The 21,519-nt window shown below is 34.5% G+C and carries 21 protein-coding genes; 13 read left to right on the forward strand and 8 right to left on the reverse strand.

Annotation, left to right across the window (positions count from 1 at the left end):
• Nucleotides 1–157: 157 nt before the first annotated feature.
• From A9Q93_RS14235 to A9Q93_RS14280, 10 genes are all read left to right on the forward strand, one after another.
• Complete coding sequence (locus A9Q93_RS14235; RefSeq protein WP_369674766.1) at nucleotides 158–1,114, forward strand: NAD(P)H-dependent flavin oxidoreductase; 957 nt, start codon at nucleotides 158–160, stop codon at nucleotides 1,112–1,114.
• Entirely contained in the window at nucleotides 1,107–1,736 is a 630-nt protein-coding gene (locus tag A9Q93_RS14240) for a hemolysin III family protein (RefSeq protein WP_303688061.1), read from the forward strand. The genes A9Q93_RS14235 and A9Q93_RS14240 overlap by 8 nt, the downstream gene beginning before the upstream one ends.
• Before the next feature lie 126 nt (nucleotides 1,737–1,862).
• Nucleotides 1,863–2,279, forward strand: coding sequence for a response regulator (locus A9Q93_RS14245; protein ID WP_303688062.1), 417 nt, complete (start codon nucleotides 1,863–1,865; stop codon nucleotides 2,277–2,279).
• On the forward strand, nucleotides 2,279–2,821 hold the full coding sequence (locus A9Q93_RS14250) for a heme NO-binding domain-containing protein (protein WP_303688063.1): 543 nt from the start codon (nucleotides 2,279–2,281) through the stop codon (nucleotides 2,819–2,821). The genes A9Q93_RS14245 and A9Q93_RS14250 overlap by 1 nt, the downstream gene beginning before the upstream one ends.
• Nucleotides 2,814–4,799, forward strand: coding sequence for a PAS domain-containing sensor histidine kinase (locus A9Q93_RS14255; RefSeq protein ID WP_303688064.1), 1,986 nt, complete (start codon nucleotides 2,814–2,816; stop codon nucleotides 4,797–4,799). The genes A9Q93_RS14250 and A9Q93_RS14255 overlap by 8 nt, the downstream gene beginning before the upstream one ends.
• On the forward strand, nucleotides 4,796–5,926 hold the full coding sequence (locus A9Q93_RS14260) for an FIST signal transduction protein (protein WP_303688065.1): 1,131 nt from the start codon (nucleotides 4,796–4,798) through the stop codon (nucleotides 5,924–5,926). Before A9Q93_RS14255 ends, A9Q93_RS14260 begins: the two co-directional genes overlap by 4 nt.
• Nucleotides 5,927–6,976, forward strand: a complete 1,050-nt coding sequence (locus tag A9Q93_RS14265) for an ATP-binding protein (protein WP_303688066.1) — start codon at nucleotides 5,927–5,929, stop codon at nucleotides 6,974–6,976.
• Nucleotides 6,977–6,979: 3 nt separating this feature from the next.
• The gene (locus A9Q93_RS14270; RefSeq protein ID WP_303688067.1) at nucleotides 6,980–7,297 is read left to right on the forward strand and encodes an Hpt domain-containing protein; all 318 of its coding nucleotides are present in this window, start codon (nucleotides 6,980–6,982) and stop codon (nucleotides 7,295–7,297) included.
• A gap of 35 nt (nucleotides 7,298–7,332) precedes the next feature.
• Nucleotides 7,333–8,052, forward strand: coding sequence for a LytTR family DNA-binding domain-containing protein (locus A9Q93_RS14275; RefSeq protein ID WP_303688068.1), 720 nt, complete (start codon nucleotides 7,333–7,335; stop codon nucleotides 8,050–8,052).
• A 122-nt stretch (nucleotides 8,053–8,174) separates the two neighbouring features.
• Nucleotides 8,175–10,604, forward strand: coding sequence for a DUF4114 domain-containing protein (locus tag A9Q93_RS14280; RefSeq protein WP_303688069.1), 2,430 nt, complete (start codon nucleotides 8,175–8,177; stop codon nucleotides 10,602–10,604).
• 227 nt (nucleotides 10,605–10,831) lie between these two features.
• Here A9Q93_RS14280 and A9Q93_RS14285 read toward each other — a convergent pair whose 3' ends face one another.
• The 4 genes from A9Q93_RS14285 to A9Q93_RS14300 form a co-directional block, all read right to left on the reverse strand.
• Nucleotides 10,832–11,743, reverse strand: coding sequence for a patatin family protein (locus tag A9Q93_RS14285; protein WP_303688070.1), 912 nt, complete (start codon nucleotides 11,741–11,743; stop codon nucleotides 10,832–10,834).
• Nucleotides 11,744–11,752: 9 nt separating this feature from the next.
• Entirely contained in the window at nucleotides 11,753–12,628 is an 876-nt protein-coding gene (locus A9Q93_RS14290; RefSeq protein WP_303688071.1) for an MBL fold metallo-hydrolase, read from the reverse strand.
• Between the two features lie 39 nt (nucleotides 12,629–12,667).
• Nucleotides 12,668–14,200 (reverse strand): Na+/H+ antiporter NhaC, encoded by a 1,533-nt coding sequence (gene nhaC, locus A9Q93_RS14295; RefSeq protein WP_303688072.1) that lies wholly within the window; start codon nucleotides 14,198–14,200, stop codon nucleotides 12,668–12,670.
• A gap of 157 nt (nucleotides 14,201–14,357) precedes the next feature.
• Entirely contained in the window at nucleotides 14,358–14,906 is a 549-nt protein-coding gene (locus A9Q93_RS14300; protein ID WP_303688073.1) for a cupin domain-containing protein, read from the reverse strand.
• Nucleotides 14,907–15,059: 153 nt separating this feature from the next.
• On the opposite strand from A9Q93_RS14300, the gene trxB reads away from it, so the two are divergent.
• A complete protein-coding gene (gene trxB, locus A9Q93_RS14305; protein ID WP_303688074.1) occupies nucleotides 15,060–16,046 on the forward strand; it encodes a thioredoxin-disulfide reductase in 987 nt (328 codons plus the stop codon).
• A gap of 120 nt (nucleotides 16,047–16,166) precedes the next feature.
• Here the strand turns inward: trxB and A9Q93_RS14310 are convergent, their stop codons facing one another.
• The 4 genes from A9Q93_RS14310 to A9Q93_RS14325 form a co-directional block, all read right to left on the reverse strand.
• Entirely contained in the window at nucleotides 16,167–16,970 is an 804-nt protein-coding gene (locus A9Q93_RS14310; protein WP_303688075.1) for a DUF2807 domain-containing protein, read from the reverse strand.
• A 138-nt stretch (nucleotides 16,971–17,108) separates the two neighbouring features.
• Nucleotides 17,109–18,854: a PspC domain-containing protein gene (locus A9Q93_RS14315; protein WP_303688076.1), complete on the reverse strand. Its 1,746-nt coding sequence runs from the start codon at nucleotides 18,852–18,854 to the stop codon at nucleotides 17,109–17,111.
• Complete coding sequence (locus A9Q93_RS14320; protein ID WP_015360633.1) at nucleotides 18,851–19,192, reverse strand: PadR family transcriptional regulator; 342 nt, start codon at nucleotides 19,190–19,192, stop codon at nucleotides 18,851–18,853. The genes A9Q93_RS14315 and A9Q93_RS14320 overlap by 4 nt, the downstream gene beginning before the upstream one ends.
• A 1-nt stretch (nucleotide 19,193) precedes the next feature.
• Nucleotides 19,194–19,694, reverse strand: coding sequence for a DUF4870 domain-containing protein (locus A9Q93_RS14325; RefSeq protein ID WP_303688077.1), 501 nt, complete (start codon nucleotides 19,692–19,694; stop codon nucleotides 19,194–19,196).
• Nucleotides 19,695–19,874: 180 nt separating this feature from the next.
• Here A9Q93_RS14325 and A9Q93_RS14330 point away from each other — a divergent pair, with 180 nt between their 5' ends.
• Both A9Q93_RS14330 and A9Q93_RS14335 read left to right on the forward strand, forming a co-directional pair.
• On the forward strand, nucleotides 19,875–20,327 hold the full coding sequence (locus A9Q93_RS14330; RefSeq protein WP_303688078.1) for a DUF4442 domain-containing protein: 453 nt from the start codon (nucleotides 19,875–19,877) through the stop codon (nucleotides 20,325–20,327).
• Between the two features lie 214 nt (nucleotides 20,328–20,541).
• The coding region (locus A9Q93_RS14335; protein ID WP_303688079.1) for an o-succinylbenzoate synthase at nucleotides 20,542–21,519 on the forward strand (978 nt) is incomplete at its 3' end.

Below are 21,519 nucleotides of genomic sequence, written 5' to 3' on the forward strand. Positions count from 1 at the left end.
AATCCATTGACATCAATTCTATTTAGGTAAAAATAGAATCAATTAGGGTAAAATCACAAAATGAAATCTTCGAGAATTAAATGCATCTTACACTAATGCATGTAGCTATTTATTCTTGCTTAAATTTGCTTTAGTCGCAACTTTAACAACAACTATTATGCACCAAAACGCCATTACCCAACTTTTTAATATCAAATACCCTATTATTCAAGGAGGAATGATCTGGGCAAGTGGTCATAAATTAGTAACTGCCGTGAGTAATGCTGGTGGTTTAGGATTAATAGGAGCTGGATCTATGTACCCTGAAGTTTTAAGAGAGCATATTCAAAAGACTAAAGCTGGTACTAACAAGCCTTATGGAGTTAATGTACCCTTACTGTACACAGACCTAGAAGAAATCCTTGAAATCATTATCGAAGAAAAGGTCCCAATAGTTTTTACAAGTGCAGGTAACCCTAAAACATACACAAAAAGACTCAAAGATGCGGGCATAACTGTAGTTCATGTAGTAAGCTCGGTAAAGTTTGCTTTAAAATGTCAAGAAGCTGGCGTGGATGCCGTTGTAGCCGAGGGCTTTGAAGCTGGTGGACATAACGGTAGAGAAGAGTCTACAACCCTAACCTTAATACCTCAAGTAGCAAAAGCCATTGATATACCTTTGATTGCAGCTGGTGGAATTGCTACCGGTAGAGCGATGCTTGCCGCTATGACATTAGGAGCTGATGGCGTACAAGTAGGAAGCCGTTTTGTGGCTACACATGAGGCGAGCAGTCATATTAATTTTAAAAATGCAGTGGTAGCAGCTGGAGAAGGAGCAACTCATTTAACTCTTAAGGAATTAGCACCTGTAAGAATGATGCGTAATAAGTTTTGGGGTGAGGTTCAAGAACTATATAAAACTGCGCCATCAACTGATGATTTGAAAAATCTATTAGGTAGAGCAAGAGCTAAAAAAGGGATGTTTGAAGGAGACCTGGACGATGGAGAGTTAGAGATAGGGCAAGTTTCTGGTTTGATTGATAACATTATACCAGCTGCACAAGTAGTAAAAGAAATGGTTGAAGAGTTTGAAGAAGCAAGAAAGCAATTATTAAGTTTTTCAATGCATGGCTAGAGCACAGACCGCACTGGAAGAAACATGGAATGTAATCACCCATGGCTTAGGATTTTTACTATTTGTAGCCATATCTATCGCATTATTTTCTTATGCAGATATGACAAAGGATTATGTAATAGAATCCCTAGTTATCTATTGTACTTGTCAATTAACTCTTTATCTAGCATCTACTAGTTATCATAGAGCAAAGGAAGGCTCGTTAAAATTCCGACTTCGTAAACTAGATCATATTTCCATTTATGGTTCTATTGCAGGAACTTATACACCTGTATGTCTCATAACTTTAGAGCAAAGTAGTAAGTGGTTTATTCTTTTTGCAGTTTGGGCAATTGCAGTGTTCGGGATAATTTGGAAAGTATTTTTTACTGGCAAGTATGAGGCTTTTTCAAGCATTCTTTATTTAGTCATGGGCTGGTTAATAGTCTTTGATTTAACTAATCTTATAGAAGCTTTTACAGAGTTTCAAATGCAGTTATTAATTACCGGAGGTATTTTCTTTACAGTTGGTATTATTTTTTATGCTTGGAATAAGCTTTATTTCAATCATGTCATCTGGCACTTATTTGTATTAGGTGGTAGCTTGAGCCATGCTTTGATGATATGGTATGTAGTCGTTTGAGAAAATGATGATTTCCATTCATCGACACTTAAACGTTATCCATCGACACAAAATGCGTCGTTTATCTAACTTCAAGGTTAAATTGCTTATTATTTAATCATATTTGATAGTTTTAAAACGGATCATGTGAAGAATATCAAATTAAAAGTATTGCTTATTGAAGACGATGCTATCGAGGTCATGAAATTAAAGAGAGCGATTTCAAAGCTCGAGTTAGAGCATGAACTTGTAGAAGCAAAAAATGGTGAAGAGGCTTTAAATATTTTAAAGAAAGATCATATTATCCCAGATATTATTTTCTTAGATTTAAATATGCCCAAGATTAACGGTTTAGAATTTCTTAAAATATTAAAAGAAGATGAAGTGTTACAATATATACCTACCATTATTTTAACTACTTCAAACAATCGTAAAGATGTGCTCTCATGTTATTCTACCGGTGTTGCCGGTTATATCATAAAGCCATTAAAATATGACGATTACGTTAAAAAAATTAAGTTTACATTAGATTATTGGGCTATGAATGAATTAATAAAAGCGTAATGAAAGGAATTGTTTTTACTGAGTTCTTAGATTTAGTTGAAGAAAAATTTGGATTTGAAATGGTAGATACCATAATTAATAATTCTAATTTACCTTCAAATGGCTCCTATACTGCTGTAGGTACTTATAGTTTTTCAGAAATGTTGAGCTTGTTAACCAACTTAAATAAGGAAACAGGAATTGAAATTGACGACCTGTTACTAATTTATGGAGAACATTTTTTTAGTGTTGTAGAAAGAAGTTACTCTTCATTTTTAACCCAGTATAAAGAGCCTATTGAAATGATTTCTTCTATAGAGAATCATATTCACGTTGAGGTGCGTAAGATATATCCAGATGCAGAGTTGCCATCGTTCACCGTAGTAGAAAAAACAGATTCTACACTGGTGATGATTTATAAATCTAGTAGAGCAATGTCTTCGTTTGGTCAAGGACTGATGAATAAAACTTTTGAATATTTTAATGTTAAAGCCACGATTTTAATGGAAAACATTGAAGAGAATGGTACAGAGGTAAAATTCAGTATTACAACTCATGGATGATGAAAAGATAAAAATCTATCAACGTGCTATTGCGCGAGAGAAAGCAGCTAGAAAAGAAGCTGAACGTATTCTTGAGGAAAAGTCAAAAGAACTCTTTCTAAAATCTCAAGAATTAAAAGTTACCAATGAAAAACTAGAAGAGTTATTACAAACAAAGACTTCTGAGCTTAAAGGTGTTTTCGGTAATATAGTGGACGCTTACGTAGTAATGGATTTAAACGGTCTGGTGTTACGTATGAATCGGGCTGCTCAAGATTTACTAGGTTATTCTAGTGATTCAAATTTGAACTTATTCTCTATGGTATTGCCGGAAGAGCAGTTTAAAGTTCTTGAAAGTTTCAAAGAGTTTTCTCATAAAGGATCGATAACTAATTTTAAGGTAAAAATAAAAGTTGCTACTGGAGCTGTGAGGCTAGTGCATATCAACGCCAGTATAATATATAATGGTAAAAATCAACCAGTTGCAGCGCAAGGTATAGTTAGAGATATAACAGAAGAAAATGCTGCCCAAAAGCTACTAGTTGAATCTCAAAATAGACTTTCTACTCTTATAAGTAATTTACATAGTGCCGTTTTACTAGAAGATGAAAATCGCAAAATTGTAGTTGCAAATCAGCGATTTTGCGAGTTCTTTAATATATCCTATGATCCTAGTCAAATGATCGGTATCGATTGCTCTAATGCAGCTGAGCAAAGTAAAAATCTTTTTAAAAATCCTGAAAAATTTGTGGAAAGAATCAATCATTTGATTGAGAACAAAAAACAAGTATTATCAGACGAACTTTACCTACATGATGGTAGAGTCTTAGAACGAGATTTTATTCCTATTTATGATGATAATCGATATCGTGGTCACTTATGGACTTATAGAGATGTTACACTTAAAAGAAAATACCGTGAAGGTATAGAGGCAGAGAGACAAAAGTATAGCAACATCATTGCTAATATGAATCTAGGCTTAATAGAAGTGGATAACGATGATAATATTATCATGGTTAATCAGAGCTTAGAGCATATGTCAGGTTACAGTAGTGAAGAATTAATAGGTCACTCCGGTAAAGATGTTTTGCTAGTTAATGATGATCATGAAATTCTAGAAAAAGAAAACAGCAAGCGTATACAAGGATTATCAAATTCTTATGAAGTAAAAATAAAAGCAAAAGACGGATCTATAAGATATTGGTTAATTAGTGGAGCTCCTAATTACAATTTAAATGGTCAGATAATAGGCTCGATAGGCATCCATTTAGATATAACACAATTAAAAAGTCTTGAGTTGCAAAAGGAGAACTTGCTCAAAAAATTAGAAAAAAGTAATGAAGAATTACAAGAGTATGCACACGTCGTTTCTCATGATTTAAAATCACCTCTACGCAGTATTAATGCTTTAATTAGTTGGATTAAGGATGATAACGAGGGTAAATTTTCACCAGTTACTTTAGAAAACTTTGATATGATAGATGCTACATTAGAAAAAATGGAGCAGCTCATTTCTGATGTTTTAGAATACTCTAGTATAGTAAGTATCAAGCAGACTGTATCTGAAGTTGATTTAAATACTGTAATGGAAGACATAGTAACCTTATTACATTTTCCTGAGCATATTAATTTCAGCATAAAGAAAACGCTACCAACTTTGAAAGTTGATAAAGTAAAAATTCAACAATTATTTCAAAACTTGATAAGCAATGCCATTTCTTACTGCGATAAAGAAAAAGGTATTATAGAAGTTGATGTTGAAGAGAGTTTCAAAGAATACACCTTTTCTGTAAAAGATAATGGGATAGGTATAGATAAAGAATATCACGATAAGATATTCCAAATTTTCCAATCTTTAAATAAGAGAGAAAACTCTACTGGAATAGGATTATCGATAGTTAAAAAAATTGTCGACTTGTATAATGGTAAAATTTGGTTGGACAGTAAGATAGGAGAAGGAACTACATTTTATTTTACCATAGAAAAAACAATAGGATGAAGACAGTACAATTACAGAAGAGAGCAGGAGAAGAGTGGCAATTTATAGGTAAGAATCAACGACTGATTGAACCTCTAGTTTTAATTTTTGGTAATAGATTCTTGTTAGAAGATTCCTATTTATATAATGATATACGCAATTTGTTTCCTGATGGAAATTTAGTGTTCGGATCTTCATGTGGTGAATTAATAGCTAGCTCTGTTAATGATGAGCACATAACTATAACAGCCATAGAATTTGAACGTAGCCATTATGAGATACAACGTTATAATATTAAGGAAGCAAATGGAGATAGCGAGAAAGCTGGGCGTGAGGCTGTGAAGAAATTAACGCAGGAGCAACTTAAACATATCTTTGTTATATCAGAAGGAAGTTTTGTAAACGGTTCTGACTTGACTAAAGGAATGCAGGAATATGCTCCTAAAGCTTTAATAACAGGTGGACTTTGTGGTGATGACGCTCGATTTGAAAAAACGCTGGCCTCCTATAATGAGCCACCTAAAGAAGGCGAGATCATAGTCATTGGATTTTATGGAGATACTTTTGAAGCTTCTTTTTCTATATATGGAGGATGGATTCCTTTTGGACCAGAACGATTAGTAACAAAATCAGAAGGTAATATCCTATATGAAATAGATGGAAAGCCAGCGTTAGACTTGTATAAAACTTATCTAGGTGAAAAAGCAAAAGAACTACCAGGCTCTGCATTAATTTACCCATTAAATGTAAAAAGTAAAGAGAACAATCAGTCATTTGTTCGTACCATTCTCAATATTGATGAGGATAAAAATGCCATGATACTTGCTGGCGATGTTCCTACTAATTCTACCGTACAACTCATGATGACTAATATGGATAGTATAGCATCAGCATCTGAAACTGCAGCCTTAAGAGCTATGGAAGGTAGGATAAGTTCTCCACAGTTAGCACTTCTAATAAGCTGTATAGGTCGTAAATTAGTTTTAGACCAGCGTATTGAAGAAGAAATAGAAGAGGTAAGAGATGTGATAGGTAATGAAACCATCATTAGCGGTATGTATTCTTATGGAGAAATAGCCCCATTTTATGGCGAGCGCAGCTGTAAGTTACACAACCAGACCATGACCATAACTTTAATAAGTGAGTAAATGAATCCGCTATTAAAGAGACAAATAAGAAAATACCTTCCTGTAGAACTTCATGAACGAGAAGATCTCGCTCAATTTCTAGATTCTATTTCGTCGAGTTATGACAATTTAGATAATCAATTTAAAATGACCCAAAGAGCTATGAAAATAAGTTCTGATGAACTTTTTGAAGCAAATAAGTCATTAAGAGAAGAAACTCAACAACAACGTTTATTACTGCTCAAATTACAGTCGGTTATTAACGCTATAAAACCATTTGAAAACAATAAACAAGAACCAGATCAATTCAAATCTACAAATAAGAAAAATCTAGCAAATTACATAAGTGAGCAAGCAGAACAACTTATTAAATTTAATAAAGATCAGGAGAAATTACTTGAAGAGCTCGCGGTTCAAAATCAAGAGCTTAATGATTATGCTCATATCGTTTCTCATGATTTAAAATCACCATTGAGAAGTATTGAAGCCTTAGTGAGCTGGATAAAAGAAGATTATGAAGAAGTATTAGGAGAAGAAGGTAAAAAGCACTTATCACTTATTGTTTCTCATTTAGAAAAAATGGATGCTTTGATATCAGGTATTCTTAAGTATTCTTCAATAGATAAAGAAATAAGAACAGAGCATGAATTAGATTTAAACCAGTTAGTTCAAGAGAATGTTAAAATGCTTCACGTACCTGAACATATACAAATCGTAATACACGCACTTCCTAGAATTAAAGGTGATCCATTTAAATTGCAGCAAGTATTCCAAAACCTAATTGATAATGCTATTAAGAATATGGATAAGGCTCAAGGCCGTATCGATATTATTTCAAGAGAGTTAGATGTTAAATATCAGTTTGAAGTAAAAGATAATGGTAAAGGAATAGAACCAGCTTATTTTGATAAAATCTTTCAAGTCTTTCAAAAGTTAGAAAATGATTCTAATAGTACAGGAATAGGACTATCAATAGTTAAAAAAATTATTGCCTTCTACAATGGTGAGATTTGGCTAGATAGCATTCCAGGAAAAGGGACATCCATATTTTTTACTTTGCCTAAATCATAGAATATGGAACAACCTAATTTAGAATATATTAAAGAAATTGCCGGTGGTGATCCTTCGTTTATAGATAAACTGCTTGAAGTAGTTAAAAATGAATTACCAGGAGAAATAGAATTATACAAGAAAAATTTTAATGATTCCGCTTTCGCGAAAGCGGCCGAAAACGTGCATAAACTCAAACACAAACTTGGAATATTAGGACTGTCTCAAGGATATGAGTTGGCAATTGAATACGAAGACGAGTTGAAAAACGGTAAATACACGCTCAAAAACAAATTTGAGTCCTTACTCGATTCTTGTATTCGTTTTATAAATGATTTATAATATGTAAATTGCTTTAAAATCAAAACTTTTTCAATTTGAATTGTATTATAATTGATGACGAAGCTGCGGCTAGAGCAATCATGACTCATTTATGTGGTCAGGTAGAAAATCTTGATGTGATAGAAGAATTTCCTAATGCCTTAAGTGCTATGAAATTTCTTAGGAAAAACGATATTGATCTTATATTTTTAGATCTTCACATGCCTGATTTCAGCGGTTTTGATTTCATAGAAACGTTACGCAATCCTCCTAAGATAGTGCTTACCACGTCAGATAGAAACTTTGCTATAGAAGCTTTTGAATATGAGTGTATTGTAGATTATCTCCTCAAGCCTATAACGTTACCCAGATTCTTAAAATCTATTGAGAAAGTACAAAAGAAAGAGTTAACACCATCGATTAAAAAAGTTGAGGCGCCTACTTCAAGTCCAGTTTCTTCACCAGAAAAAGAGATGTATGTTAATATAGACCGCAGGCTGGTTAAGATAGAATTTGAACACATTTACTTAATAGAGGCAAAAGGCGATTATGTTCTTATTAAAACAGAGAATAAAAATTATACAGTTCATTCTACACTTAAAAAAATAGTTGAAAAGTTACCTGAATCTATATTTCTAAAAGTACACCGCTCCTACGTAATTAATATCAGTAAGATTATTGATATAGAGGATAATAGCGTGTTAATTGAAAAAAATGTAATCCCTATAAGCAGGTCTAACAGACCTGAGTTAATGCGTAGACTTAATCTATTATAAAGATTTACGTTATTACTTAACTACGTTAATCTACCATTGGTCGACACCAAAATGGTACTAATCGTAAATTAAAATTTAGAACGGTTTATCATTTTACATTTGGCTTATAAATTAAATAAGTCATGAATAAAATTATTTTAACCGTTGTGATGTTGGTGAGCTTTATAGCTCCATCACAAAACTATCAATATCTCGGTACATTCAGTTCTGATGGAACACCAGATTACCTAGAACCTGTAGACGATGTGATTACAGGAGACTTCTTACAAATGGTCAACAATGCTTTACCAGAAAGTTATCCAGTACCAGATTTTAATCCCCAATATATATCTTCTGGATATGACACAGATATTCTTCTAGAAGACCCTGCAGATGTTTGGGTAACATTTGTTGCAGAAGGTGCTGGTTACAAAAACGTTTTGGGATATTATACCTATGACACCTCGATTGCAAATCACCCTACACCGACAGCGAGTGATATCACTATAATTTTTCCTAATGTATCTGCTCAATGGAGCGGTGGTGGACTAGTCGCAGGTAACAAAGTTCACATAGGTAGATTTCCAGCAGGAACAGGTATAGGCTGGGTTCTCCTTGCAAATGGCTACAGAAATAATCAAGTGACTTCAGGTCAATGGCAAGTGTATTCTAATCCAGATTATAATCCAGAAAACGACCCTAATTTAAGACAGCATAACGTACTCCTGAATGATGACGCAAATGAAAGAGTAATATTAGGATTTGAAGATATACGTAGAGATTATGCTTCATGCGATCAAGATTTTAACGATGCTATCTTTTACATTACTGCAAATCCTTATACCGCACTCAAAACTATTAATTTAACACGTCCTGATGCGTCTGGATCTAACACGGTATCTTCAGGAAATAATGGTGGTTTAGAGAGCAACGGTGACTTAGCTAGTTTAATTGCAAAGCGCAATTTAAAAAGATTAAAAGATAACAACCAGATGTCTAAAAAATCTTCACAAACGTCATTTTTAATGAAGAATGGCACAGTGAATAGCCTTGATGGTTACCTACCTGTAACTGGTCAATTTGGTACTGAAAGTCCACAATATTCTACACCTACTGACTTATTAGGGATAACAAATGCAAACGAAGTTCTTGCTGTAGACTATTACCAGCAAGCAAATCGAGTAGCAGCGGTTCTCGCTACAGACACTCAAAATGGCGTTTATGATCATTCTAAAGCAATATGCGATAGACTTAATAATTCTACATTAGATGATGTTAGAGCTGTTACCGCTAGAGGTCACCAGCTATTAACTTCTACGATAATAAGAGATAATGGAGCTGTGGAGTATGCGGTGAGTTTTTCTATTAAATTAGGAGCTTTAGAGAATGACATATTTAGCTATTGGAGTATTGATAGATATCCATCTGGAGATTATAACAATTACCAAGTTTGGGGAAGTACTTATGCTCAAGTGTTTCATATAGTAAATCATATTCTAGATACCTATACTACAGAAAAACCTTTAAACAGTCAGTTGCTCAATGATATCGTGCCACCGGTATTTGTACGTAGTGGATATTATGAGAATGGTAAATTACATTTAGAAATAAACAATTTGCAACGTTTACCTTCTATTGCTTTGAACGCAAACTTAAAGTCAACTGAGGTTGCCAGTGTAATTCCTTATTCAAGTACTATAAGTTTAACCGGTGATTACACTGAAACTGTCGAGGTAGCTACAGGTGGCATATTTGATGCTGGTATTTCTCTATCAACTGGACCTAATGATCAAATTGATGCTTTATACTTAGCAGATGGTCCATGGGGAACAGATTATATTGATGGAGAAGTAATAATCAATAACTTTAATATAACCTCTACACTTTCCTTTCCTGCAAATGATATTTACTATGTAGAAAGAAATCCAAGTATTCAAGGTCAGATTAAAGAAACATTGAACCTGTTTAGACATCTCAAAGCTGGTGATCAACTAGTAGATGTGACAAATTATGATCAAATGTCTTTTCAAGTAAGCAATTCATTACCTATGGAAATCATTTTAATTACAGATGAGTCTATAGCATGGACAGATCGTTATCGCTATTCTATCCCAGCGCACTCATCAACGACAAATGTGACCATCAATTTTGATGATTTTATAAACTCAAACGGAATGTCTACTTCAAGCAGCAACTTTAGATCTGTTGTATTTTCTATCAGTGGTGACTACAGTACTTTCCAGCCATTTAATTTAAATATTAGTGAGCTTAAGTTTCAATCTAACAGCACTTTAAGTATTTCAAATGTAAACCCATTAGAACAAGCAGTGGTTAGTAATTATCCTAATCCTTTTGTTAATCAAACAACATTTCTACTGGTTAAACATAGCGAGAATGTGTCTGTAACGCTGTACGATCTTTCTGGTAGAGTAGTTGATGCTCAGTATATTAAAACTGAATATGGTAATCTTACAGTAAATTATCCTGCAGGATCATTAAAGCCAGGTATTTATGTTTATAAAATCACAGATGATAGCAACCAAAATTTTTCTGGCAGAATCGTAAAAAAATAGTTTCCCCTTATTTTACTTAAACCTGAACCATCACTTTTACTAGTGGTGGTTTTTTATGGTTTATAAAATTTGATGCACGGTGATTGTTTTGTTTCCGCTTTCGCGAAAGCGAGATCCTTATCTACTAATAAAGGTTTAATAAAGCGAGCAGGATTAATGCCTAAAGTGCTAGAACTGTAGAAATCTAGTTCTTTTAAGATATGTAAATAACTCTTTTTAAGTAGAATTTATTCTTCTGGCTTGATCTCATTTAATTCTACATTTTTACTAGCAGCATACTGAAAACCACTTTCCCACCATAATTTCATTTTCTCTTTTTTAAAGATTAATGAATTAGTAGTGAGAACTGTAGGAGTATAGTAGAGATTAATTATTGCATCATGATGATTTGCAACGTATTTACCTATGGTAATATTTTGCTTCTCAATGCGATCCATCATAAAGCCATGAAGGTTAGAAATTAAGGAAAAAACATTTTTAGAAGGTAAGTTGTTATAGTACATCACTTCAGTTTCTAGTATGATAACATCTACCTCTGTTGCGCCTCGATCGATAGCTTCTTTAATAGGTACCATGCTTCCAAAACCACCATCTGCATACTCACAACTGTTTTTTCTTACCAGACTCATGAAAGGTATGTAGTTACACGATATCCAGATCCAGTCTATAAAATCTTCGTAATTAAAGTCTTTTATAGATTTGTACTCTGTTTCGTTCATAGAAAGGTTAGAAACAGTCACTACTACATCTTTAGCACCGTCTTGTAATTCTTGAAACTCTTCTAGAGTAAGTGTTTTCTTTATAAGTTTTCTAAGGTTTTTACTTTCTCCAAAAGTTTTAGAACCTCTAAGGAAATTACGTAATACTTTGTAATGGTTAATGCTTATTTGTTCTTGTCCATATTTATCACGTTTTACAAGAAATGGTCTGCGATTAAAAATTGAAGATTGATTGACGCTCGTATAAACTTCTTTAATCTTATCGATTTTATTTAAGGCAAGATGAGCGATAAGTAAACTACCTGTGGACGTTCCAATATAAAGATCATAAGAGTGTCTTAATTCATTTTGCAGGTATTGAGCTACGCCACCACCAAAGGCTCCTTTGCTTCCTCCACCAGAGATTACTAGGGCTCTCATATTTTAAAATTATTTACCTTGAGATTCTAGGATAAGACTATCGTAAATCGTAGTTCTAATCTTTGAAGAACTTATAAAACCGTCTCCAAAACCTTGGGAGTCGTATTTTCTAGTAAGAGAAGTGTTTTTTTCTACTTGTTCTCTAGATTTACCGTTTGCTATGGCGATTTTTATAGTTTTCTTTAAATCTTCAAGCATGGGAATATAAGTCGCTAGGTCGTTATAAGTAGCTATTGCTCCATGTCCTGGAACAATTTTCGTTTCTTCATTAATGGTGTTCAATACTGTCTTTTGAGCTTCAATATATCCAGAAATAGAGCCACCAGATTTTAAATCAATATATGGATAACGGCCGTTAAAAAAGACATCGCCCATGTGTACTATATTACTTTCGGTTAAATACACAAAGCTATCGCCATCAGTATGCGCATTATGAACGTGAATGATTAAATTATTTGCATCTGGTAAGGCTAGCTCGTACGATTCATCGATGGTTTGTTCAGGAAAAAAGCTTTCTTCTTTATCGCTTTCTTGTAACCTATTCAATACATTTTTATGTGCAATGAGAATAGTTTCTTCTGTATTAAAGTTTGCATTTCCACCAGTATGATCTCCATGATGGTGAGTATTTATCAAATACTTAATAGGGCTATCGGTAATTTTACTAATGGCTTCTTTTATCTTATCACTTAGTGGTGCAAATTGAGAGTCTATCATTACCACTTCATTTTCAGAAACTTGAATCAAAATGTTTCCTCCAGCTCCTTGCAACATATACACCTGATCACTTAACGCAGTAGCAGTTATTTCTACTCCTTTAAAGCGGTCTTGACCTTGAGCGTGATAACAGGTTATCAAAATAAGCGCATAAAGAAATTTTTTCATGGTTTGAATTCTTGTTTAGGTGTAATGAAATACAATTTTTTATAATTGAGAAGGTTCTTCTCCTAACGTGCTTAGTGTAGGACCTTTACTTATTAATTGTTTAATTTTAATACTAAACGCAGCAAAGATTAAAGTCATTATAGGTGATAACCAACTGAATATCGCATAAATAGCATAATCTGCTACGCTCACACTTAAAGTACTACTATGGTAAGCACCGCAGGTATTCCATGGAATTAGAACCGAAGTCACTGTTCCAGAATCTTCTAATGTACGAGACAAGTTTTCAGGAGCCAGTCCTTTATCTCTATACGCTTTTTCATACATTTTACCTGGTACTACCAGTGCTAAATATTGATCACTAGCAGTCACATTAATCGCAAGACAACTGGCAACGGTGCTAAAGAACAATCCAAAAGTACTACTAAACAGTTCTAACAAGCTTCTTGAGATACGACTTAAAGCGCCTATAGCATCCATCACTCCTCCAAAAACCATTGCGCAAATAATCAACCAAATAGTGCCTAACATAGATTCCATTCCTTTTCCTTCAAAAAGGCCAGAAAGTTCTTCAACAATTTGAGGATTATCAGAGATAGGATTTACAGAAGTTTTTACAGTAATAGAATTCATAATTCCTTTATAAGCTGCTTCAAATGTCCATTCTTTCAATCCAGAAACAGAAAGAACAATATCTGGTTGAAAAATCAATGCAAAAACAGCTGCTAGCAATGTACCTATAAGCAAGGCAATTAAAGGAGAAATTTTCTTTACAATCATGGCGATTACAGCAACTGGTACTAAGAATAGCCATGGTGTGGTATTAAAAGTAGCGTCTATCGCATTTTGATATTGAGAAACATCAGCATTACCACTGGTGTCATTAGTAAATCCAAGTATTACAAATACTAGTAAAGTAACTACTATAGTAGGCACCGTAGTAAGTGTCATATATTTAATGTGTGTGAATAAATCTGTTCCAGCCATAGCAGGAGCAAGGTTTGTTGTGTCACTTAACGGGCTTAATTTATCGCCGAAGTAAGCACCACTCAATACTGCTCCAGCGGTCATTCCTGGACTTATTCCTAGCGCGCCAGCAATACCTATTAAAGCAATACCTACAGTCGCACTAGTCGTCCAGCTGCTTCCAGTAGCTACAGAAATTACTGCACAAATGATAACGCATGCTGCAAGAAAAATAGTTGGATTTAATATATCTAGTCCGTAATAAATCATCGTCGGTATAATACCACTTACCAGCCAGGTACCAGCTAGCGCACCTACCATGAGCAAGATCAATATAGCTCCAGTGGTAGATTTTAGATTTTGTGCAACCTCTTCTACCATGGATTTGTATGAAACTTTATTTTTAAAACCTACTATCGCAGCAATTGCACCACCTAAAATAAGAATGAACTGGTTTGTTCCTCCTAAAGCACTGTCTCCGTAAATAAAAACATTGTATGCTAGCATCCCAATTAGAGCAATTACAGGAATAAGTGCTTCCCAAATACTCAGTTCTCTGTTTTCAATTATTTTCTCGTCTTCGTTGTTAATATTTTGACTTTCCATAGAATTTAGTTGATGGACTGTAATGTTACGATATAGTTAATGGAGTTGCAAACTAGATTTCATCGATGGTAAAAAATCATTTTGAAAATTTCGCTTTTGCTTAAGCAATATTACATCTCAAATCCTGCAAACAATTCGCTTTCAATTGTCTGGAATGCTATTCGGTTTTATATTTTTTGAGAAGTTTTTTTTCATAACCTAGCTTTCGCGAAAGCGTAACTAACAAAGAAAGCAAGGGTTTTATCCATCTAAAGAGAAAATGATCTACTTGAGTATCGCCCCAATGTAATAAAAGAATAGCGTGAAAAGGGTTATATGGGATTTGATTCTTGCTGAATGTTTTCCCATCATTTACTAGACCAAAAAGTACCGCCATAAAATTTTCAAATCCAGGTTGTCCAGGCTCTAATTTTGCTTGAAAAACGATAGGATGCTCATTAGGATTATAAAATCGATGCACATCTAGAAGCGGCACTTTAAAATGCTCTCCTGGAGATAACATGATTTCTTCTCCTAAATAATGAACCCCAAGAACACCTTCCTGCGGATAAAAGTCTTCAGTAAATCGCTCATGAAAGTGGATGGGATTACCGCCGCCAGGCTGTAGTTCTACTTCTATTAAAGTATAAGCGCCATTAGTTTGCTCACTTGTTTTGAGTATAGTAGCTTTTTCTTGAGTAATAGGATTAAGGTAAACTTGCGGCATCGTTCAAAGATAATTGCTGCTTATGGAAAACCTTAATAAACAGATAACAAATAGTGATCATAAGAATAAGATTTTCCTATTTCATAATCTTACATTTGTGTAATATCTGTGAGATATAAATTTGCAGATGGAATCATACAAAGTTTTATAATTATGTCAGAAAATATAGAAAGAATTAAGTGTTTGATCATAGGTTCAGGTCCTGCTGGATACACGGCTGCTATTTATGCTGCTCGTGCAGATATGAAACCGGTAGTTTATACAGGTATGGAACCAGGTGGACAACTTACTACTACTACAGAGGTAGATAATTTCCCTGGTTATCCTGATGGAATCGATGGACCAGCGATGATGGTAGACTTACAGAAACAGGCAGAGCGTTTTGGTACTCAAGTGCGTATAGGTATGATTACTGAGGTAAACTTTGCTACAGAAAAAGGTGGTATTCACACTGCTGTAGTTGATGGGAAAACTAAGATTGAAGCTAATACTGTGATTATTTCTACTGGAGCATCAGCAAAATATTTAAATATACCTAGTGAACAACGTTTACGTGGTGGTGGAGTAAGTGCCTGTGCGGTTTGTGATGGTTTTTTCTATAAAAATCAAGATGTAGCCATAGTAGGAGCAGGAGATACCGCTGCAGAAGAGGCTTCTTATCTTGCTAAGATTTGTAAGAGTGTAACCATGTTAGTACGTAAAGACTACATGCGTGCTTCTAAGGCTATGCAACACCGAGTAAATAGTCTTGAGAACATCAAAGTATTATACAACTCTGAGGTTGATGAAGTTTTAGGAGATCAAGTTGTTGAGGGATTACGTATCGTAAATAACCAAACTCAAGAAAAGCACGAGATAGAAATCACCGGTATTTTTATCGCGATAGGGCATAAGCCTAACACAGATATTTTTAAAGGTCAACTGGAAATGGGAGAAGACGGTTATTTAAAAACCGTTCCTGGCTCAACAAAAACTAATCTTCCTGGAGTTTTTGCATCAGGTGACGTTCAAGATAAAATTTACAGACAAGCAGTTACTGCCGCAGGAACAGGTTGTATGGCTGCTCTAGATGCAGAGCGCTACTTAGCAGATGTAGGTGTAGTAGATGAGGTAAAGGCTGGTGATTACAGCATAAGCTAATTATAGCCTTCTAGTAATAGATAAAAATAGACTGGAGATGTAATTTATTTATACGATGAAAAAAAAATCCCCTTTGAAAACGAAGTTTTCAAAGGGGATTTTTAATTTATAAGAATTTAATTATTGTTTTCTTATTACAGACTTTCCTGTAAACTTGTTGATCTTGATGCTGGGTGAACCATAAAGAGAGACTTCGGCATCATCTGTAGATTCTAGGTAAAAGTTTCCCTTTACATTCACTTGTGCATTTGTATTATTTTTCATTTTAAGATCCAGCTTATCAAATACAAGATTCTTAAATTCTATGCTAGAACGGTCTTTAAGATTAATTATACCACTATCTACATCGCCTTCAATACGAGCGTCTATTCTGTCCTTAGCGTTTAATTCTAGATCACTGTATTTAATAAGTGCTTTAATTTCTGCATTATCTTCTAGATTAATAACAGCTGTTTTCCCAGTAAGGTTCAATTCTGCATTTGTGCTTTTCTCAGCGTATAGGTTGAGTCTAGCAACATTGGCAGTCATATAAACTTCTGCATCTTCTTTAATGTTCAATTCTAGATCATCAAAGGTTAAACTTGTTACAGAGGAGAGTTGAGCATCTTCAGTAACTGTAATTTTATTGAGTTCAGGACCATAAACAATTCTAAATTTCATTTCTTTTTTAGAACGTATTCTAGCTGTAGTAGTAACGACTAGTTTACCATCTACCACGCTTGCTGCAAGATACTGGTGTAAGTTAGAATCTGTAGTAATCTCGATTTGAGGAGCCACACCTGGAACGATTTCAATTTCATAGTCACCGCTTATCTCAAGATATTCAAAAGAGTTAAGTGGGCTTATTTCTGTAGTTACTTCTCGATTACCCTTCACTTTAACAAGATCTTGAGCGTTTACAATAGAAGTTGTTATTGCAAACATAAATAGTACTAATTTTTACATGTTAAATATTTAATTAACAAAGGTAAAACAAAAACCGCTCCATAATAAAATAGAGCGGTTAAGTGTTCTACATCTCAATCACAAGCGTAGAACGTCAACTTGAATTAATTAATTCATTTATTTATCAATTGTAATCGTTGTTTTTGATAGGCTTCCATTTTGTAAAGTATCTGTTTTGGTCTTGCTCATCTGCTCATCATCTTCTGAGTATTTCCACTGACCAGCTGTAGATGTACTTGAATCTATTTCCAGATTCAATTCTGACGCATCATCTGTATTTAGATTTTCTTCTATAGGACAATCTAAGCATATCGCTTTACGGTTTTGAATTTGAAATACCTGATCTTTATTACGACCTAAATCTATAATGTCATCACCTATCCAGTTGTAATAGTTGTATTGAAATCTTCTGTTAAGTTTTATCTTAGTTCCTTCTGGTAAGTATACTGTGACATTCACTTTTTGACCAAATACTCCAGTTCCTTTAGGTGCGATAACATAGTTAGGAGCTGTAAAAGAGTTTTCAGTTAATTGATATTCATATACTAAAGACTCTGCATTAGATTTTGCTTTAGAAAAAGAATCGCCAGTAGCTTTAAAATTAAGCTTTACATAGGCTAGGCTGTCTCTACTTTGTGCAATGGCAACTCTTACTTCATTAATTCTAACTGCTTTTTCTCCATTATAGTCTATAACTCTTATTCCATTATTATTTACGTACACATCATTACCAAGATCGGTATTTTTCAATAAATTGAGTTCAAAAACATTTTCTTTATCAATAATATGTTCTTCCACATTTATAACATTTGCATCAAATGCTTGACTTGCTGCTATTTGCGCAGCAGATACACTTATGACTATAATCGAGATCACCCAAAGTACGATGAGAACTATTTCTGCAGGCATACCTATGGACTTCAAATTATTTACTAACAATTTCAATCCTAAAATTGCTAGAATGAGTAGTGGAATTCCTGCAGCAAACACAATCGCAGTTAAGAGTAGCCAAGAGGCTTGCTCGTGTGGAATCACAAGATCAAATAAATGTATCAAATTCTGACCATCTACATTAACTACACTAGCAGTAATAATAGAAACTATCAGACCTATTAATCCAGTAATTGCCGATAGAAACACTACGAGTCCTATAATTTTAATTATTGCTTTAAAAAAACCTTTTATGAGTCTTCCTAAAAATCCAAAAAATCTAATCGATCCTCTTTTTCCTTTTTGACCTACTATATGGTGGCTGGCGTCGGTCTGCCCGTCAACCACAGGCTCAAAACCCTGCTTGAAATTCTCTTCTATGTTAGAAATATTTACTTCCTTTCCCATCATCGTGAGACGCTGGTTAGTAGTAACTGCATCCGGTACTAGAACCCAAAAAAGTATATAAATAGGAATGGTCCATCCAGCACTAAATAGAGTGATGAGAACCCAAATAACTCTTACCCAAACGGCATCAATTCCCAAATAGTAAGACATACCGCTCGCAACACCACCTACATAACCGTTTTGAGTGTCTCTAAAAAGTTGCTTATTTCTACCTGTAGATCTATATTTTCTTTGAGAAGTTTGTTCCTCAAATATCTCTTCGTCAACCTCATAATCTTCAGGTTGCCCCATTATATTTATAACTTCTTCTACATGGGTTATGGAAATCACCTGTTGATCGTTAGCTCGTTTTTCAAGAAAGAGCTCTGCGATGCGTGATTCTATATCGCTCATTATTTCATCAGCACCACTAGTGCCGGCAAATGATTTACGTACTGCCGCTAGATAACGTTGCAGTCGTTGGTAGGCATCTTCATCTATATGGAAGAACAGCCCAGCTAGGTTTATGTTGATGGTCTTGTTCATGATTTTGTTGTTTTTGATTTGGTCACTAGGTTAACTGCATTTTTAAGATCGTCCCAGGTGGTAGTAAGTTCCGTTAAAAATATTTTTCCTGTTTCTGTCAGTCCGTAATATTTACGTGGTGGTCCACCAGTACTTTCTTCCCATCTGTAATTGAGTAGACCAGCATTTTTAAGTCTGGTGAGTAATGGGTAAATCGTACCTTCTACAACTAGCATTTTAGCATCTTTTAAAGTGTCTAAGATCTCAGCTACGTAAGCATCTTCTTCCTTTAAGATGGATAGAATGCAGTACTCTAGTACTCCTTTGCGCATTTGCGCTTTTGTGTTTTCTATCTTCATATTATTTTTCTTTTACAACCTCTACTTCATCATGATGAGGTATGAAATTAATTGTTAATGGATAATCATACATTTCTCCATCATGCGCTTTAATAGCAGCTTTTATAGTACAAACTAGATCTATAATACCTAAGGCAAATATGGCTGTTCCACATATAACACCGCTCGCAATGATGGTACTAAATATTCCCATATCGTTCCAGAAAGGGAAATCACCACCATGATCCATTGCTTCCCATAAACTAGGTCCACCAGAGATCATAGATCCTATAATCACTCCACCGCCTATAAAAGCAAGTACAATGGTGTAAAGAGTTACACTTATTTGAAAATTGATCGCTTGTTTACCATGTCTATCTATGAAGTCTGATTTCTTTGAATTGACCATCCATAATAGAATGGGCAAAATGAAATTACCTAAAGGAAAAAGCCATTTACCGAATGTCAGTAAATGAATACCTGTAGCAATATTGTGGTGGTTATTTTGATTTGTTGATTCCATAGCATATTATTTTTTTATGCAAATATATGTCTAAAAGATAGTATTATGCAATACAAAGTACTAAATATTTTAATTTAGCGAATGTGTTTTTAAATTTCGCTTTCGCTAAAGCGTAACAAATACAAGCCTTTTCATTACTTTTGATCATCTAATATTTTTTTGAAATAAATTATCAATTTTATGATTACACCTAAGAAAATCAATGCATTTACCTTTTTAAAGTTACCTAGCTGCTGGTGGACAGGTGTACGATGTCAAGAAATAGATGATCAAAATTGTACCGTTACTGTAAAACACAAGTGGTTCAATCAAAACCCTTTTAAAAGCATGTATTTTGCAGTACAAGCCATGGCGGCAGAGCTTTCTACAGGTGCTTTAGTTATGTCATATATAGAGAGAAATGATGCTAAAGTTTCTATGCTAGTCGCAAATAATAAAGCTACATTTACTAAAAAGGCTACAGGACTCATTACTTTTAAATGCCATGATGGGCTTGCCATTAAAGAAGCAATCGAGAGAACTATTGCTACAGGAGAAGGACAAACGGTCTGGATGACCTCGCAAGGTGTTAATGAAGATGGAGTTCAAGTAAGTGAGTTCCAGTTTGAATGGACAGTGAAAAGGAAAGGGTAGTTTTAATTCCAGAAATTTGCCTAAGCAAATTATCAGGAATCTCTTAGAACTTTTCTCCAAGTTTGTCAACCGAACAGTGTCATTCCAAAAAAAATGGCTCGAGATTGTTAATCTAAGAAATAAGCAGGTTTTAAATTTATCAGTGATCGGTAAGTTCTATCGTAAACTTTGTTAATATCTGAATAAATCACACTTCAGTAATTATCTTCACCTCATGAAAGCAACGATACAGAAATACGTCCTTGATTTTAAGCAGCCAGCAGGGACCTCAAGAGGTATTCTTAAAACTAAAAACACATGGTTCTTAATTCTTGATAACGGCGAGAAAAAAGGAATAGGAGAGATCAATATGTTTCAAGGTCTTTCTATAGATGACCGGCCTGGTTTTGAAGAAAAATTACAATGGACTTGTGATCACATCTCCATGCCGCCTGCAGTAATCATGCAAGAATTAAAAGAATGGCCATCGATACTATTTGGTTATGAAATGGCGTTGCGTTCGTTACAATCCAGTGATGCTTTTACTTTATTTCCATCGCTATTTACAGAAGGTAAAGACTCCATTTCTATAAATGGTCTGGTCTGGATGGGCGATCAAGAGTTTATGATGCGGCAATTAGAAGAGAAGCTCAAAGCTGGTTTCAATTGCATTAAAATGAAGATAGGCGCCATAGACTTTGAAGCAGAAATGAGTTTGTTAAAATTGATACGTTCTCGCTTTCGCGAAAGCGAGGTCACCATAAGAGTAGACGCAAATGGAGCATTTTCTCCACAAAACGCGATGCACAAACTGCAAGAGATTTCAAAATATCGAGTCCATAGTATTGAACAACCTATTAAGCAAGGTCAGTGGCAAGAGATGGCTGCACTGTGCGAGCAAACGCCTGTAGATATTGCTCTAGATGAGGAGTTAATAGGTCTTTTTAATAGAGAAGAAAAACTAAAATGTCTGGACACCATTCAACCTCAATATATTATCTTGAAACCTGCACTGGTAGGTGGCTTTCAAAGTACTAGAGAATGGATAGATCTGGCAGTGCAACGCAACACTGGCTGGTGGATTACTAGTGCGCTTGAGTCTAATGTAGGACTTAATGCTATTGCGCAATTTACTTATACACTAGGTGCTCAAATGCCACAAGGATTAGGTACAGGATCGCTATATACTAATAATATTGAGGCGCCTCTAGAG

Source organism: Nonlabens dokdonensis (assembly GCF_002162835.1).
In the GTDB taxonomy this organism is placed as follows: domain Bacteria; phylum Bacteroidota; class Bacteroidia; order Flavobacteriales; family Flavobacteriaceae; genus Nonlabens; species Nonlabens dokdonensis_B.